The 16,190-nt window shown below is 71.9% G+C and carries 17 protein-coding genes; 9 read left to right on the plus strand and 8 right to left on the minus strand.

What is annotated here, in order from left to right:
- Positions 1–329: 329 nt before the first annotated feature.
- From ACE3Q3_RS09890 to ACE3Q3_RS09915, 6 genes are read right to left on the minus strand one after another with little or no spacing between them, the layout of a single operon-like run.
- Positions 330–758, minus strand: a complete 429-nt coding sequence (locus ACE3Q3_RS09890; RefSeq protein WP_374445175.1) for a DUF1489 family protein — start codon at positions 756–758, stop codon at positions 330–332.
- The gene (locus tag ACE3Q3_RS09895) at positions 755–2,140 is read right to left on the minus strand and encodes an SLC13 family permease (RefSeq protein WP_374445255.1); all 1,386 of its coding nucleotides are present in this window, start codon (positions 2,138–2,140) and stop codon (positions 755–757) included. The genes ACE3Q3_RS09890 and ACE3Q3_RS09895 overlap by 4 nt, the downstream gene beginning before the upstream one ends.
- The gene (locus ACE3Q3_RS09900) at positions 2,136–3,041 is read right to left on the minus strand and encodes a hydroxymethylglutaryl-CoA lyase (RefSeq protein ID WP_374445177.1); all 906 of its coding nucleotides are present in this window, start codon (positions 3,039–3,041) and stop codon (positions 2,136–2,138) included. The genes ACE3Q3_RS09895 and ACE3Q3_RS09900 overlap by 5 nt, the downstream gene beginning before the upstream one ends.
- Complete coding sequence (locus ACE3Q3_RS09905) at positions 3,038–3,676, minus strand: glutathione S-transferase family protein (RefSeq protein ID WP_374445179.1); 639 nt, start codon at positions 3,674–3,676, stop codon at positions 3,038–3,040. Before ACE3Q3_RS09905 ends, ACE3Q3_RS09900 begins: the two co-directional genes overlap by 4 nt.
- Positions 3,670–5,652 (minus strand): acetyl-CoA carboxylase biotin carboxylase subunit, encoded by a 1,983-nt coding sequence (locus ACE3Q3_RS09910; protein ID WP_374445181.1) that lies wholly within the window; start codon positions 5,650–5,652, stop codon positions 3,670–3,672. The genes ACE3Q3_RS09905 and ACE3Q3_RS09910 overlap by 7 nt, the downstream gene beginning before the upstream one ends.
- A gap of 12 nt (positions 5,653–5,664) precedes the next feature.
- Complete coding sequence (locus ACE3Q3_RS09915) at positions 5,665–6,450, minus strand: enoyl-CoA hydratase/isomerase family protein (RefSeq protein ID WP_374445184.1); 786 nt, start codon at positions 6,448–6,450, stop codon at positions 5,665–5,667.
- Positions 6,451–6,746: 296 nt separating this feature from the next.
- Between ACE3Q3_RS09915 and rpsU the strand changes: the two genes are divergently transcribed.
- From rpsU to ACE3Q3_RS09930, 3 genes are all read left to right on the plus strand, one after another.
- The gene (gene rpsU, locus ACE3Q3_RS09920) at positions 6,747–6,950 is read left to right on the plus strand and encodes a 30S ribosomal protein S21 (protein ID WP_142211467.1); all 204 of its coding nucleotides are present in this window, start codon (positions 6,747–6,749) and stop codon (positions 6,948–6,950) included.
- A gap of 7 nt (positions 6,951–6,957) precedes the next feature.
- On the plus strand, positions 6,958–7,512 hold the full coding sequence (locus ACE3Q3_RS09925) for a hypothetical protein (protein ID WP_374445187.1): 555 nt from the start codon (positions 6,958–6,960) through the stop codon (positions 7,510–7,512).
- A 102-nt stretch (positions 7,513–7,614) separates the two neighbouring features.
- Positions 7,615–8,286 (plus strand): glutathione S-transferase family protein, encoded by a 672-nt coding sequence (locus ACE3Q3_RS09930; RefSeq protein ID WP_374445190.1) that lies wholly within the window; start codon positions 7,615–7,617, stop codon positions 8,284–8,286.
- Positions 8,287–8,310: 24 nt separating this feature from the next.
- Here the strand turns inward: ACE3Q3_RS09930 and ACE3Q3_RS09935 are convergent, their stop codons facing one another.
- A complete protein-coding gene (locus ACE3Q3_RS09935; protein WP_374445257.1) occupies positions 8,311–9,918 on the minus strand; it encodes a carboxyl transferase domain-containing protein in 1,608 nt (535 codons plus the stop codon).
- 67 nt (positions 9,919–9,985) lie between these two features.
- On the minus strand, positions 9,986–10,114 hold the full coding sequence (locus ACE3Q3_RS09940; protein WP_374445193.1) for a hypothetical protein: 129 nt from the start codon (positions 10,112–10,114) through the stop codon (positions 9,986–9,988).
- A gap of 134 nt (positions 10,115–10,248) precedes the next feature.
- Here ACE3Q3_RS09940 and ACE3Q3_RS09945 point away from each other — a divergent pair, with 134 nt between their 5' ends.
- From ACE3Q3_RS09945 to ACE3Q3_RS09970, 6 genes are all read left to right on the plus strand, one after another.
- Positions 10,249–10,869 carry a cupin domain-containing protein gene (locus tag ACE3Q3_RS09945; protein ID WP_374445196.1) on the plus strand — a complete coding sequence of 207 codons (621 nt, stop codon included), beginning with the start codon at positions 10,249–10,251 and terminating at the stop codon, positions 10,867–10,869.
- Between the two features lie 23 nt (positions 10,870–10,892).
- The gene (locus ACE3Q3_RS09950) at positions 10,893–11,963 is read left to right on the plus strand and encodes an ABC transporter substrate-binding protein (protein WP_374445198.1); all 1,071 of its coding nucleotides are present in this window, start codon (positions 10,893–10,895) and stop codon (positions 11,961–11,963) included.
- Positions 11,964–12,047: 84 nt separating this feature from the next.
- A complete protein-coding gene (locus tag ACE3Q3_RS09955) occupies positions 12,048–13,124 on the plus strand; it encodes an ABC transporter ATP-binding protein (protein WP_374445203.1) in 1,077 nt (358 codons plus the stop codon).
- Positions 13,121–14,020, plus strand: a complete 900-nt coding sequence (locus tag ACE3Q3_RS09960; protein WP_374445206.1) for an ABC transporter permease — start codon at positions 13,121–13,123, stop codon at positions 14,018–14,020. Before ACE3Q3_RS09955 ends, ACE3Q3_RS09960 begins: the two co-directional genes overlap by 4 nt.
- A 4-nt stretch (positions 14,021–14,024) precedes the next feature.
- A complete protein-coding gene (locus ACE3Q3_RS09965; RefSeq protein ID WP_374445208.1) occupies positions 14,025–14,837 on the plus strand; it encodes an ABC transporter permease in 813 nt (270 codons plus the stop codon).
- Positions 14,838–14,872: 35 nt separating this feature from the next.
- On the plus strand, positions 14,873–16,189 hold the full coding sequence (locus tag ACE3Q3_RS09970) for an NAD(P)/FAD-dependent oxidoreductase (RefSeq protein WP_374445210.1): 1,317 nt from the start codon (positions 14,873–14,875) through the stop codon (positions 16,187–16,189).
- Position 16,190: the final 1 nt, after the last annotated feature.

The raw sequence follows: 16,190 nt of genomic DNA on the forward strand, positions 1-16,190 counted from the left end.
CAAGGCACCGCCGCCCGCGCATCCCTTCCCTAATCACGATGTCCAAGAACCGTTTACTTCGTTTCCCTTCGCGACATCATCGCGTCGGGAGGCGGGCTTTTACCGGGAGGCCGTCAGGCCGTCAAGCAACTTTCCGCCACCGCTTCGTCTTTTTCTCACCGAGCCGGCAGGGCCGGAACGCTGAAAACCCCGGCCGCCGGATTTCGGGACCGGAACGTGCCACCAAGCAATGTCTGCTGGGTGCGTCACGCGACGCAGGCAAGGAAGATAGGGATGGCCATCGGCCCTGTCCAGCCCCAACTTCGCCCGCGCCGCCGATTTCGCGCCGCTCACCACAGACCGAGCCGCCGCAGCTCCTCCACCATCTCCGCCGGCAGCGCATCGCCGCCCCGCCCCGTCGCGTCCATATCCGGCGGCGCGTCCCCGGCCGCCAGGTAGCGCCAGCCCTGGAACGGCCGGATCGGCCGCGGCGCCGTCCGCACCAGTTCCGGGTCGAGCAGGAGCCGGCAGCGCGGCCGCGCCTGCTCGTCCGTCTCCGCCTCGAAGCCGAGAAGACGCTGGCGGACCTTGAGGCTGCCGCGCACCGACCAGTAGAGCGAGCCGCCGTCGAGCAGTTCCGCCGCCCGCCGGGGCGTCGCACGCGTCAGGTGCCAGACCCGCCCGTGCTCGGCGAGCCGCCGCGCCTGGAAGGCCGCGAGCTCCTCGACCTGCTCGACGCCGACGCAGAGCTTCATCAGATGGAGCGTCGCCTGGTTCATGGGAAGTAGCCGAGCAGCCGCCACCAGAGATAGGCCAGCGGCACCAGCACCAGCACGGTCGGGACCAGCACCAGCAGCGTCACCCGGGCCGCCTGGCCCATCCGCACCCGCGCCAGTTGCAGCGCCAGCACGATCGGCGGCGCCTGATAGGGCAGGATCACGGTCGAGAAGCCCACCACCTGGGTCATCATCACCGTCAGCAGCGGCAGGCCGGAGGCGGCGGCAAGGTCGGGCGCCAGCGGCGTCATCACCGCGGGCACGCCCGGAAAGGTGGTGGCGAGCGCGAGCAGCGCCGAGGACGCGGTGAGCGACAGGAAGTTGGTGAAGTCGGCGCCGGGCTGAAGCGGCAGGATCGACAGGAGCCCTCCCGATACCAGCGCCCCCACCCCGCTCTGCGCCACCATCGTGCCGAGCCCGAGGATGCCGGCGACATAGAGGGTGGACGAGAAATTGACCTCGCGGGCGAATGCCGGCGGCGGCAGCAGGTTGACCCCGGGCAGCAGGCAGATCACGCCCGCCGCCAGTCCGATCCACCCGGCATTGATGCCGTGCAGGAAGTCGGTCACCCAGAAGCCGAGCGCCACCGCCAGCAGCAGCGCCAGCTTGCGCTCGTCGGCGCTCATCGGGCCGCGCGGCGGCAGCGGCGCCGGCGGCACCGGTCGGTCCGGAAAGGCGATGCGGGCCGCGGCGACGATGCAGACCGCCTTCAGCAGCCCGGTCACCGGAAAATGCAGCTTCAGGTACTGGCCGTAGGTCAGGGTGACGCCGTGCAGCGACTCGGCCGCCCCCACCAGCACCATGTTGGGCACATTGGCCGGCAGGATCGTGCAGGGCACCATGAAGCTGGTGACGGCCAGCGTCACCGCCATGCCGGTCCGGCCCGGTCGCCCCTCGACGAAGCCCATGCGGTCGGCAAGCGCCAGGATGATCGGCATCAGCAGCACGATTCGCCCCATGGTCGACGGCATGACGAAGGCGAGCGCCACCCCCACCACCGCCACCCCTGCCAGCGCCCGCGTGTAGGACGCGCCGAAGAGCGGCAGGATGGCGACCGCCAGCCGCTCGCCGAGCCCGGTGCGCTGCATCACCGTGCCGATGATGATGCCGCCGAAGACGAGCCACATGGCGGTCGCCTCGAAGCCGGCGAAGGCGACCCCCGGCGGCGCCACCTTGAGCAGCACCGCCAGCGTCATGAAGACGAGCGCCGTCACGTGCTCGGGCATGGCCCCGGTGGCCCACAGCCCGATGGTGAAGAAGGCGAGCGCGCCCGCATGCATGGTCGCCGGCGGCACCCCGGCCGGCGCCGGCGCCACGAAGGCGATGGCCAGCGCCAGGACCGCCAGGAGCGGGACGACGCGGGCGGGAGCGACGAGCCCGCTAATGGCGCTTGCCCGCGAGCGCGCGGGCGACCCGGGACCCGCTCGGCCGCCCGAGATGGGCCGAGATGCGGTCGCCCGCGAGCGCCAGCCGGTCGAGGTCGACGCCGGTGCGGATGCCGAGCCCGTGCAGCAGGTAGACGACGTCCTCGCTGGCGACGTTCCCCGTGGCCCCCTTGGCGTAGGGGCAGCCGCCGAGCCCCGCGACCGAACAGTCGACGACGGCGATGCCGCGATCGAGCGAGGCCAGGATGTTGGCGAGCGCCTGGCCGTAGGTGTCGTGGAAATGGACCGCCAGCCGCTCGACCGGCAGGCGGGCCGCGACGGCGTCCAGCATCGCCAGCACCTGCGCCGGGGTGCCGACGCCGATCGTGTCGCCGAGCGACACCTCGTAGCAGCCGAGATCGGCCAGCCGCGCCGCCACGCCGGCGACCGCCGCCGGGGCGATCGGCCCCTCGTAGGGGCAGGCGACGACGCAGGATATATACCCGCGCACGCGCACGCCCGCGGCGAGCGCGCGCTCAACCACCGGCGCGAAGCGCTGGAAGCTCTCCTCGATCGTGCAGTTGGTGTTGCGGCGCGCGAAGCTCTCCGACGCGGCGGCGAAGACCGCCACCTCCTCGCACCCCGCCGCAAGCGCGTCCTCGAGTCCCTTCAGGTTCGGCACCAGCACCGGGTAGGAGACGCCCGGCCGCCGCCGGAGCGCCGCCAGCACGGCTGCCGTGTCCGCCATCTGGGGGACCCATTTCGGCGAGACGAAGCTCCCCGACTCGACGACCGGCATCCCCGCCTCGGCCAGCGCCTCGATCAGTTCCACCTTCACGGCCGTCGGCACCGGCTGCGCCTCGTTCTGCAGCCCGTCGCGCGGTCCGACCTCGACGAGCCTGACGGCGGCGGGACGGGTCATGCCGCGAACCCCAGGACCTCGAGGGCGGTCTCCTGCCGCATCGGGAAGTGGCCCGGCAGCCCTTCCATGCGCCGGAGCCAGCGCCCGATGCCGGGTCGCCCGTCGAGTGCGAAACCACCCTCGTCGGCGACGTGGGTATAGGCGTAGAGCGCGATGTCGGCGATCGTCGGCGCCGTGCCGACCAGCCAGTCGTGCCCCGCCAGCCGCTCCTCCATGACGTCGAGCGCCTGTTCGCCGCGGGGATGGTTGCGGGCGAGGCGCTCCTCGTCGAACGCGCTCCGCCGGTCGACGAAGCGTCGGAGATAGCGGTTCACGGCGATCGCCGGCTCGTGGCTGTACTGCTCGAAGAACATCCAGCGCAGGACCTCGGCCTGCGCCCAGGGATCGGCCGGCCAGTAGGGCGTGCCGTTGGCGAAGAACTGCAGGATGGCCCCCGATTCGCCGAGGACGCGCCCGTCCTCCAGCCGGACCGCCGGCACCTTGCCGATCGGGTTGACGGCGCGGAAGGCCGGGGTCGCGGGTTCGCCGCGCGTCTGGTCGACGTCGATGCGGCGATGGGGCAGACCGAGCCAGCCCCACAGCAGCCGCACCTTGTAGACGTTCCCCGATTCGAGATTGCCCCAGAGCGTCAGCATCCGCCGGCCTCGTCGGTCGCCAGTTCCGCCATCTCCGCGCCTTCCTCGACGAGGTCGCCCTCGCCGTAGCGCAGGCGCCGGACGCGGCCGGCCGCGGGCGCCCGGATCGTGTGCTCCATCTTCATCGCCTCCAGCACCAGCAAGGGCTGTCCGGCGGCGACATCGTCACCCTCGGCGACCAGCACGCGGGTGATGCGGCCGGGCATCGGCGCCGTCAGATGCCCTGTCCCGGCCTCGGCCGAGACCGCGGGCGCGAGCGGGTCGACGAGGACGAGCACGCGGGTCGCCGACGGTCCGAAGACGTGGAAGCGATCGCCGCTGCGCACGACGGCGCGGCGGAAGCGCCGGCCGGCGAAGCGGATCGCCAGTGCGGCGCCCGCCGCCCGCTCCGCCGTCGCCTCGCCCGCGAGGCCGTCGGCCTCGAGCCGCCAGCCGTCGGCCGCATGGTGGACGAGCACCACGATCCGGTGCTCGCCGTCGCGGAAGGCGAGCGTCCGCCGCTGCCGCTCGCCGATGCGCCAGCCGTCGGCCGCCGCCCACGGCGACCGGTCGGCCGCGGCGGCCTCGCGCTCGGCGAGGAGCAGCGCCAGCGCCGCCGCGACCGCATCCTCGGCCGCCGGCCCCGGCGCCGGCAGCAGCGCGGCCGCATGGCGCGCGATGAAGCCGGTATCGAGATCGGCCGCGGCGAAGGCGGGATGGACGGCGAGCCGCGCCAGGAAGTCGCGGTTGGTGGCCACGCCCGCCACCTCGGTGGCGGCGAGCGCGGCCGAGAGGCGCGCCAGCGCCTCGCCGCGGTCCCGGCCATGGGCGACGATCTTGGCGATCATCGCGTCGTAATGGACGGAAACCGCGTCCCCGGCCGCGACGCCCGAGTCGACCCGGATGCCCGGCCCGGCCGGCAGCGCCAGATGGACGAGGCGGCCGGTGGCCGGCCGGAAGTCCTGTGCCGGGTCCTCGGCATAGAGCCTGGCCTCGATCGCGTGCCCCGCCAGCGCCACCTGCTCCTGGGCGAGCGGCAGCCGTTCGCCGGCGGCGACGCGGAACTGCCACTCGACGAGGTCGAGTCCGGTCACCTGTTCGGTCACCGGATGCTCGACCTGGAGACGCGTGTTCATCTCCATGAACCAGAACTGCTCGCCCTCGGCGATGAACTCGACCGTGCCTGCCCCGGCATAGCCGATGGCGCGCGCGGCCTGGGTCGCCGCCTCGCCCATGGCGCGGCGGCGCTCGGCCGTCATGCCGGGCGCCGGCGCCTCCTCGATCACCTTCTGGTGCCGGCGCTGGACGGAGCAGTCGCGCTCGAAGAGATGGATCGCCGCCCCGTGCGCATCGGCGAAGACCTGCAGCTCGATGTGCCGCGGCCGGGTCAGATACTTCTCGATCAGCAGCCGGCCGTCGCCGAAGGCCGAGGCCGCCTCCCGCGCCGCCCCCTCCAGCGCCGCCGCCAGGTCCTCCGGCCGCGCGACGACCCGCATGCCGCGGCCGCCGCCGCCGGCCGACGCCTTGACCAGCACCGGATAGCCGATCCGCGCCGCCTCGGCGGCGATCACCGCCGGCGACTGGTCCTGGCCGTGATAGCCCGGCACCACCGGCACGCCCGCCTGCTCCATCAGCGCCTTGGCGGCGCTCTTCGAGCCCATGGCGCGGATCGCCGCCGGCGGCGGCCCGACGAAGACGGCGCCGGCGGCGGCGACCGCCTCGGCGAACTCCGCATTCTCCGAGAGGAAGCCGTAGCCCGGATGCACCGCCTCGGCGCCCGAGGCGCGGATCGCCGCGATCAGCGCCGGGACCGAGAGATAGCTCTCCCGTGCCGGCGCCGGACCGATCGGCCAGGCTTCGTCGGCCAAGCGGACATGCAGGGCGTCGCGGTCGGCCTCGGAATGGACGGCGATCGTCCGCATCCCCATGCGGCGCGCCGTCGCCATCACCCGGCAGGCGATCTCGCCGCGGTTGGCGACCAGGACCGAACGAAACATCGCAGCCGCCCGTCAGCCCGCGCGCCAGGACGGCGGCCGCTTCTCCAGGAACGCCGCCACCCCTTCCCGTCCCTCGGCGCCGGCGCGCAGCGCGGCGATGCGGCGGGCGGTGTCCTCGACCATCGCCTCGTCGATCGGCCCGGCCGAGACCCGTGCGACGAGGCGCTTCGAGGCCGCCTGCGCCTCCGGCCCGCCGGCGGCGAGCGCGTCGAGCAGGCGGCGGCCCGCCGCCTCCAGTTCCTCGCGCGGGGCGATCTCGTGGACGAGGCCGATGCGCCGCGCCTCGCTGGCGTCGAAGCGCTCGGCGGTCAGGAAATAGCGGCGCGCCTGGCGGGCGCCGATCGCCGCCACCACGTAGGGGCTGATCGCCGCCGGCAGCAGGCCGAGCCGGACCTCCGACAGCGAGAAGGCGGCCTCGGGAACGGCGACCGCGATGTCGCAGCAGGCGACGAGGCCGACGCCGCCGCCATAGGCGGGGCCCTGGACCAGCGCCACCGTCGGCTGCGGCATGCCGTCCAGCACCCGCAGCATGTGGGCAAGCCGACGGGCGTCCTCGAGGTTCTGGGCCTCGGTGTAGCCGGCGGTCCGCTTCATCCAGTTGAGGTCGGCCCCGGCCGAGAAGCTGCGCCCGTTGGCGCCGAGCAGCACGGCGCGGACGGCGCGGTCGGCGGCGAGGCCTTCGAAGGTCCGGGTCAGTTCCTCGATCAGGCGTTCGTCGAAGGCGTTGTGGACCTCCGGCCGGTTCATGGTGACGCGGGCGACGGACCCGCTGACGGAGACGAGGACGGTGCCGGCCATCGCTGTGCTGCCCCTCGGGTGGGGGATTGCGGACGCCCGCGGACGATGTTCGCCCCGGCCCGCAGCGTCAAGAGGCGATGGTTCGGCTTGCAACGGCGGCGCCAACGTGCCAAATGCAGGCCTGCGCGACGGATGTTCCTTGTGCCGGCGGTAGCCCGGCGGCACGGGCCCGTTGTTTCGCAATGGCGGGCGCCATGCCGCGCCGGCCGTGTATTCAACGGATCGACGACCAATCAGGGACGCCCGGCGGGGCGTCTCCGCCGTCCCATCGGGCCGGCGCCTACGGAAAGGTGACCATGCAGGTTCTAGTCCGCGACAACGACGTCAACGGCGCGCTGCGCGTGCTGAAGAAGAAGATGCAGCGCGAGGGTATCTTCCGCGAGATGAAGATGCGCCGCGCCTACGAGAAGCCGTCCGAGCGCGCCGCGCGCGAGAAGGCCGAGGGCGTCCGCCGCCGGCGCAAGGCCCTGCGCAAGCGCATGGAGCGCGAGGGCTACTAGGACCGGCATGGCCCCGACGCCCCCGCCGCGGCCGCGGGGCCGCAGCGCGATCCAGCCGCGCCCCATCCGCGCCTTCGAGGCCCCGGCGGCCATCGAGCTCTTCCGCATCATCGGCCGGCGCCCCAGCAATGTCTGGGTCGACAATTCGGGCGCGCTGGTCGCGGCGGGACCGGGCGCGCAGCGGCTGCGGGAGTTCGTGTGCTGGCGCACCCGCACGCGGGCCGGCGAGCAGATCCAGGAGCGGGTCGGCGGCTTCTTCCTGGTCACCGCCAGCGACGCCTGCCACCCGATCCTGCTCTGCCCGCCCGAACCCTTGACCTCCGAGACCGCCTTCGTCCACGCCCAGCTCGCGCAGGCGCGCGACGGCGCCCGGGTGGCGGAACTGGTGGCCGCCGACCGGCTGATCGAGGTCGTCGGACGGCGCCCCAAGACACCGCCGTCGCGCCCCGGCGACACGCTGCTGCCGGAGGACCACCCGCTCGTCGTCGACGAGCGGCCGGACGACCTGAACGAGGCACCGGCCTTCCCGCGCCGCGCCGGCGGCGGGCGCAACTGGTCCTGACCGGCGGCGGCCGCGGCCGCCATTGACGGGAACCGCCCGCGTCCCGACCTCTCCCCTGCCCGGCCGCCGGCCGGCACGGACCGAGAGGGAGCGAGCGGCATCATGAGCGTTGAAATCTACTGGGGCAGCGGCAGCCCCTATGCGTGGCGCGTCCTGCTGGCGGCGGCGGCGCGCCACGTCCCCTACGAATCGCGGCTGCTGTCCTTCAGCGCCAAGGAGCACAAGGCGCCGGCCTTCCTCGCCGTCAACCCGCGCGGCAAGGTGCCGGCGCTGAAGGACGGCGACCGCGTCGTCACGGAATCGCTGGCGATCATGCACCATCTCGACGGGCTCGGCTCCGGTCCGGCCCTGTTCGGTGCGAGCCACGCGGAGCGCACGCACATCCTCGAATGGTGCAGCCGCATCGTCAGCGACCTCGAGGAGGCGGTGTACGGCGTCGCCCGGCCGCTGATGTTCGCCAAGCCGGATGCCGACACGGCCGGCAAGGTCGAGGCGGCGCTGCCGGCGCTGCACGCCGAACTGGCGGGCCTCGAGACCGCCCTGGCGCAGGGTGACTGGCTGGCCGGCGGTCCCGCCCCGTCGGCGGCCGACTTCGCCGCCTTCCCCTTCCTGAAGTATGTCGAGCGCGCCGCCGGCAAGGAGGCCGCCCGCGCCATCGACCTCGGCGTCCGGCCGCTGGCCGCGCGCTATCCCCGGCTCGCCGCCTGGCAGGCGCGGATCGAGGCGATGCCGGGTTACGAGCGCACCTACCCGCCGCACTGGCGCGAGGGCTGATCCAGCCGCTGCGCCGGCCCGCCCTCACATCCGGAAGACGCCGAAGCGCGTCGGCTCCACCGGGGCGTTGAGGGCGGCGGCAAGGCCGAGCGCCAGCACCCGGCGCGTGTCGGCAGGGTCGATGACGCCGTCGTCCCAGAGGCGTGCCGACGCATAGTAGGGGTGGCCCTGGGTCTCGTACTGGCGGCGGATCGGGTCCTTGAAGGCCGCCTCCTCCGCGGCCGGCCAGGCGCCCCCGGCGGCCTCGATGTTGTCGCGGCGGACCTGGGCCAGGACGGACGCCGCCTGCTCGCCGCCCATGACGGAGATGCGCGCGTTGGGCCACATCCACAGGAAGCGCGGCCCGAAGGCGCGCCCGCACATGCCGTAGTTGCCGGCGCCGAAGCTGCCGCCGACGATCACCGTCAGCTTCGGCACGGCGGCGCACGAGACCGCCGTCACCATCTTGGCGCCGTCCTTGGCGATGCCGCCGGCCTCGTACTTCCGGCCGACCATGAAGCCCGTGATGTTCTGCAGGAAGACGAGCGGGATGCCGCGCTGGGCGCAGAGCTCGATGAAGTGCGCACCCTTCTGCGCCGATTCCGAGAACAGGATGCCGTTGTTGGCGACGATGCCGACCGGCATCCCCCAGAGATGGGCGAACCCCGTCACCAGCGTCTGGCCGTAGAGACGCTTGAACTCATCGAAGGCGCTGTCGTCGACGATCCGCGCGATCACCTCGCGCACGTCGTAGGGGTGGCGCGGGTCGGCCTCGACGATTCCCGCGATCTCCGCCGGATCGTGGCGCGGCGGCGCCGGATCGCGCCGGCCGAGGCCCACCGGCCGGGCGCCATGGAGATGGCCGACGGCGCGGCGCGCCAGACCCAGCGCGTGCGAATCGTCGAGCGCGTAGTGGTCGGTGACGCCGGAGACGCGGGAATGGACGTCGGCGCCGCCGAGGTCCTCGGCCGACACCACCTCGCCCGTCGCCGCTTTCACCAGCGGCGGGCCGCCGAGGAAGATCGTGCCCTGGTTGCGGACGATGATCGCCTCGTCCGACATCGCCGGGACGTAGGCGCCGCCCGCCGTGCAGGACCCCATGACGACGGCGATCTGCGGGATGCCGGCCGCAGACATGGTCGCCTGGTTGAAGAAGATGCGGCCGAAATGCTCGCGGTCGGGAAAGACCTCGTCCTGGTTCGGCAGGTTGGCGCCCCCCGAATCGACGAGATAGACGCAAGGCAGCCGGTTCTGCTGCGCCACCTCCTGCGCCCGCAGGTGCTTCTTCACCGTCACCGGATAGTAGGTGCCGCCCTTCACCGTCGCGTCGTTGGCGACGACCACGCATTCCCGGCCGGCGATGCGCCCGATGCCGGTGATGATGCCGGCCGACGGCACCTCGTCGCCGTACATCCCCCAGGCGGCGAGGGGCGACAGTTCGAGGAACGGCGTGCCGGGATCGAGCAGGCCCGCCACGCGGTCGCGCGGCAGGAGCTTGCCGCGCGCGAGATGGCGCTGGCGCGCCCGCTCGCCGCCGCCGGCCCGCACGGCGTCGAGCTTCGTCCCGAGATCGGCGACGAGGGCCGCCATGGCCTCGGCGTTGCGGCGGAAGCCGTCGCTGCGCGGGTCGACGGACGAGACGATGTGGGACATGGCGGCCAGACCCGGTTGGAAGGCCACCAGTCTGCCGCCGCGCCTGCGGGGCGGCAAGCCGGTGCCGCTACCAGCCGGCCAGCACCATGGCGGGCAACGCCAGCAGCAGGGCGGTGACGAAGGCGGTCGTCGCGATCGGCGTGCGGCCGATGGCGGGGCGCGGGCTCGGGCGGCGGGCGAAGTCGACGACGATCATGGCGTCCGGCCTCCGGACAATGGTGCGGATGCAGGTGCAACCGCTCCCCCGGCCCTCCGGTTCCACCGCCGCGCGACGACCCGATCAACCCCAAGGTTGACATCGGCGTTCAATTGCATTGAACTCGATCCGTCATGATCGCCCGATCAACGGTCCCGGCCGAAGACCCGCTTTCGCACGACGAAAAGGCGCTCGGGGCTCGCCTGCGCGCGTTCCGGCAGCAGCGCGGCCTGTCGCTGAAGCAGCTGTCCGAGCGCTCCGACCTTTCGGTTGGCATGTTAAGCCAGATTGAACGCGGCGTCGCCACCCCGTCCCTGCGCGCGCTCGGCCGGCTGCGCGACGTCTACGGCGTGCCGCTGGCTCGCTTCTTCGACGAGGAAGCGGCGGCAGCGGCGCCGGCCTCCGACGACGTCGTGCAGCGCGCCGGCGGCTGCCGCCGGGTCGAGTTCCCGGAGGAGCGCATGGCCAAGGAACTGGTCTCGCCGGCATCGGCGCGCACGCTCGAGATGATGGTCATCGTCATGGACGCCGGCGGCGGCTCCGGGCCCGAGGCCTATGCCCACGAGGGCGAGGAGTGCGGCCACGTGCTGGAGGGCGCGATCGACCTCTGGGTCGGCGACCGCACCTGGCGCCTCGGCGAGGGCGACAGCTTCCAGTTCGCCAGCCACACCCCGCACCGCTTCCACAATCCCGGCCCCGGCCGGGCGCGGGTGCTGTGGACCGTCACCCCGCCCTTCTACGGGCGGAAGATCTGAAGCAGGAAAGGAAGGACGACGCCATGAAGAAGGAGAAGGGGATGCGGATCGGCCGTCGCGCGGTGCTGGCCGGTGCCGCCGCCGTTGCGCTGGCGACGGGTCCGGCGGCCGCCCAGGAGCCGCCGAAACCGCGCCAGATCGTCATCAATGCCTCGGGCGGCGCCCAGGCGGCCTCGCTGCGCCAGTCCTACTGGGCGGACTTCGAGAAGCAGACCGGCATCAAGGTGGTCGACACGAGCCCGGTCGACTTCGGCAAGCTGCGCGCCATGGTCGAGAGCGGCAACATCGCCTGGAACATCACCGAGATCGGCGGCCAGGACGGCTACCGCGTCACCCAGATGGGTCTCGCCGAGAAGATCGACGACACCATCGTCGACCGCTCGAAGTTCGTGCCCGCCGCCAAGGCGATGACGCACGTCTTCTCGCCCAGCAGCTACTCGACCGTCATCGCCTACCGCACCGACGCCTTCCCCAAGGGCGGACCGAAGAACTGGGCCGATTTCTGGGACGTCAAGAAGTTCCCCGGCCCGCGCTCGCTGCGCAATCATCCGGTCGACAACCTGGAGGCCGCGCTGATGGCCGACGGGGTCGCCAAGGACAAGCTCTACCCGCTCGACGTCGACCGCGCCTTCAAGAAGCTGGACGAGATCTACCCGCACATCTCCGTCTGGTGGACGACCGGCCAGCAGCCGGCGCAGATGCTGATCGACAAGGAGGTCGTGCTGGCCACCGGCTGGAACGGCCGCTTCTACGGCCTGATCCTGGAAAAGGCCCCGCTCGCCATCGAGTGGGAGGGCGGCATCCTGAAGTCGGGAAGCTGGATCGTGCCCAAGGGTGCCAAGGACCAGTACTGGAGCTTCAAGCTGCTGGCGATGATGGCCGATCCCGAGCGCCAGGCGGCAAACGCTATGCGCCTCGGCTACTCGGGCACCAACACGCTGTCCGAGCAGTACGTGACGGCCGACAAGAAGCCCCACCTGCCGCTGGAGCCCACCAACCTCGCCAAGCAGATCTGGCTCGACCAGGAATGGTGGACCAAGAACGGCCAGGCGATGGCCGAGCGCTGGAACAAGTGGATGCTGAGCAAGCAGTGACCCGCGACCGCCGGGCGGCATCCCGCCGCCCGGCATCTCTCTTCGGACATCGGAACGGGCTTCGACAATGGACGGGCTTTGAGCATGGACAAGGGCGCCGACCTGACGGTCGCCGGCATCCACAAGCGCTATGGCCAGGTACGCGCGCTGAGCGACGTGTCGCTGACCGTCGCCGCCGGCGAGTTCCTCACCATCCTCGGGCCCTCGGGCTCGGGCAAGACGACGCTCCTCAAGGTCGTCGCCGGCTTCGAGACGCCGGACGAGGGCGACGTCCGCGTCGGCGGCCGCGACGTCACCGACCTCGACCCCTCGCAGCGCAACATCGGCATGGTGTTCCAGAACTATGCCCTGTTCCCGCACCTGACCGTCGAGCGCAACGTCGCCTTCCCGCTGGAGATGCGCGGCACGCCCAGGCCCGAGATCCGCACCCGCGTCGCCGAGGCGCTCGCCATGGTCGAGCTGACCGGCTTCGAGCAGCGCCTGCCGCGGCAGCTGTCGGGCGGCCAGCAGCAGCGCGTGGCGCTCGCCCGCGCCATCGTCTTCCGCCCGACCCTCCTCCTCCTCGACGAGCCGTTCGGCGCCCTCGACCGCAAGCTGCGCGAAGCGATGCAGCTCGAGGTCCGGCGCCTGCAGCAGCGGCTCGGCCTGACCACCCTCTTCATCACCCACGACCAGGAAGAGGCACTGGTCATGTCCGACCGCATCGCGGTCATGGATTCGGGACGGCTGGAGCAGGTCGGCCGGCCGCGCGACATCTACGAGGCGCCGGCGAGCCCGCTGGTCGCCGATTTCGTCGGCGAGAGCAACATTCTCGCCGGCACCGCCGAGGCGGGCGGCGCCGTGCGCCTCGCCGACGGCACGCCGGTCCGGGTCGCCGCCGACGGCCCGTCGCCGGCCGCCGGCGCCAAGGTCCGCATCCTGCTGCGGCCGGAGCGCCTCGGCGATGCGACGGACCAGCCGGCGGCCGAGAACCAGATCGCGGCCACCGTCGTCGAGGCGATCTATCTCGGCCTCTCGGACAAGTACCGCGTCCGCACTGCCGGTGGTGTCGAACTCCTGGCCCGCATCGGCGCCTCGCGCACCGCCCGCCAGTATCGCCCGGGCGAGACCATGACCGTCGGCTTCCACGCCGCCGACGCCCGCATCATCGAGGTCCGATGACCGCCGTGCCAACTGCCGCGCCAGCCAATCCGGGGCGCTCGCTCCGGGTCGCCGCCCAGGAGCGGCGGTCGGCCGTCGGCGCATTCCTGCTGACGGCGCCCGGCCTGATCTTCCTCGGCCTCCTCTTCGCCATGCCGCTGCTCCAGCTCTTCGCGCTCAGCGTCGAGGGCGGCACGGCCGAGTGGTACACCAAGGTCTTCGCCGACGGGCTCTACACGACGATCTTCGTGCGCACCTTCGAGATCGCGCTCTTCGTCACCGTGGCGGCGCTGCTCGTCGGCTATCCCGTCGCCTTCTTCCTGGCGACGACCACGGCCACCTGGCGCGCGATCGGGTTCGCCCTGGTGATGCTGCCGTTCTGGACCAGCGTGCTCGTCCGGACCTACGCCTGGATGATCATCCTCGGCCGCAACGGCATCGTGAACCGGCTCCTCATCGACTACGGCTTCATCGACCGCCCGATGGTGCTGCTCAACACCCGTTTCGCCGTCGTGCTCGGCATGGTCCACGTCATGCTGCCCTTCATGATCCTGCCGCTCTACAGCGCCATTGCCCGCGTCGACCCCGACCTCGCCCGGGCCGCCCGTGGCATGGGTGCCTCGCGGGTTCAGATCTTCCGGCGCATCTACCTGCCGCTGACGCTGCACGGCATCGTCGCCGGCGTGACGCTGGTCTTCGTCGTCTCGCTCGGCTTCTACATCACCCCCGCGCTGCTGGGCGGCGGCAAGGTGACGATGATCGCCATGGTGATCGAACAGCAGGTGCGCGAGTTCCTCGCCTGGAACTTCGCCGGCGCCCTGTCGGTGGTGCTGCTGGCGATCACGCTCGCGGTCTTCTGGCTGCTGAACCACTGGGTGGCGCGGCGCGTGCCGTCGGCCACCGGCCAGGGGCGCTGAGCCCATGGCCGCCCGCCGCCGCGCCCGCCGCAACCCGGCCCGCATCCTGCTCCGGACCTTCGCCGGCCTCGTCTTCGTCTTCCTGATGCTGCCGCTGGTGGTGGTCTTCCCGATCTCCTTCAGCGCCGGCAGCTACCTGCGCTTCCCGCCGCCCGGCTTCTCGCTGCAATGGTACGAGCGCTACTGGAACGACCCGATCTGGATCGACGCCACCATCCGCAGCCTCCAGGTCGGCGCCGCGACCACGGTGCTGGCGCTGGCGATCGGCATCCCGCTCGCCTTCGGCCTGACCCGCGCCCGCTTTCCCGGCCGCACCGCGATCGAGCAGTCGATGTCGGCGCCGATGATCGTCCCCCATATCGTGCTGTCGATCGCGATCTACGGCCTCTTCTCCCATCTCGGACTGATCGGGCGCTGGTACGGCATCGCCATCGCCCACACGGTGCTGGCGCTGCCCTTCGTCGTCATCGTGCTGGTGGCGGGCCTGCGCAACTTCGACGTCAATCTCGAGCTGGCCGCCCGCGGCATGGGGGCGAGCCGGCTGACGGCGATCCGCCGGGTCACCCTCCCGCTGGTGGCACCCAGCGTCTATTCCGCCGCCTTCCTCGCCTTCATCACCTCCTTCGACGAGCTGGTGGTGGCGATGTTCCTTTCGGGCGCGAACATGACGCTGCCGAAGAAGATGTTCGACAACATCCTGACCGAGATCGAGCCGACGGTGGCCGCCGTCTCCGCCCTCAAGATCATGTTCATCGGCCTGCTCCTCCTGCTGTCGCTGCGCTTCCGCAAGGCCAGCGATACGCCGATCGCCCACTAGCCTCCCCCGCCCACCTTCCCCCGAGGATCCCTGCCATGTCCGGCGCGGACGTCTTCCATCGCGACTTCAAGCCCCGTCCCTACTGGTGGGAGGCGTTCGAGCCGAAGCCCATGGCGCTCGCCGAGGTGCCGAAGTCGGCCCGCGTCGCCATCGTCGGCGCCGGCTATGCCGGCATCTCGACCGCGATCGAGCTCGCCAACGCCGGCATCGAGGCCGTGGTCCTGGAGGCCAAGGAGCCGGGCTGGGGCGCCAGCACCCGGTCGGGCGGCGCGGTCAGCGGCGGCGTCAATGTCGGCAAGAGCTTCTCCGGCCGCACCTTCCAGGGGACGCCGGAGCAGATCGCGGCCGTCCTCAACTCGGCCGCCGACGCCTTCTCGCTGATCGAGTCCCTGATCGAGCGCGAGGAGATCGACTGCTTCTGGCAGAAGCACGGCCGCTTCGTCGGCGCCTGGACGCCGGGCCACTACGAGAACCAGGCCAAGCGGATCGAGAAGCTGAACCGCGACGCCCAGTCCGGCAGCTACATGGTGCCGCGCGAGCGCCAGCGCGAGGAGATCGCGTCGGACTACTACTATGGCGGCATGGTGGTCGAGCGTGCGGCCAAGCTGCACCCGGCGCTCTATTTCAAAGGGCTGCTCGACGCCGCCCGCCGGCGCGGCGTCACCATCTGCGCCCAAGCGCCGGTCGAGCGCATCGCCCGCAACGGCAGCGGCTGGGAGATCCGCACCGGCCGCGGAACGGTGACGGCGGGCGACGTCGTCATCGCCACCAACGGCTATACCGGCGACGCGACGCCACAGCTGAAGCGCCGCCTGATCCCCGTCGCCAGCCACATCATCGCCACCGAGGAACTGCCGCCCGACCTCGCGAAGTCGCTGATCCCGAAAGGCCGCACCCTGTCCGACACCCGGCGCGTGCTCTGCTACTACCGGATGTCGCCGGACGGGAAGCGGGTGATCTTCGGCGGCCGGGCCCGCTTCACCGCCGTCACGCCGGAGGTCGCCGCGCCGATCCTGCACGGCTTCATGACCGAGCGCTTCCCGCAGCTCCAGGGAACCAAGGTCACGCACGCCTGGAACGGCAACGTCGCCTTCACCTTCGACGCCCTGCCCCATACCGGCCGCCAGGACGGGATGCACTACGCGCTCGGCTGCAACGGCAGCGGCGTCGCGATGATGACCTATCTCGGCCACCAGACGGCGCGGCGCATCATCGGCGGCGCCAACCGCCCGAGCGGGTTCGAGCTGCCGGAATTCCCCGACCACCCTCTCTATTCAGGCAATCCCTGGTTCCTGCCCGTCGTCGGAAGCTGGTACCGCTTCCGCGACTGGTACGACCGCCGGGTCGCCTGAC

This window comes from Allostella sp. (genome assembly GCF_041913585.1).
In the GTDB taxonomy this organism is placed as follows: domain Bacteria; phylum Pseudomonadota; class Alphaproteobacteria; order ATCC43930; family Allostellaceae; genus Allostella.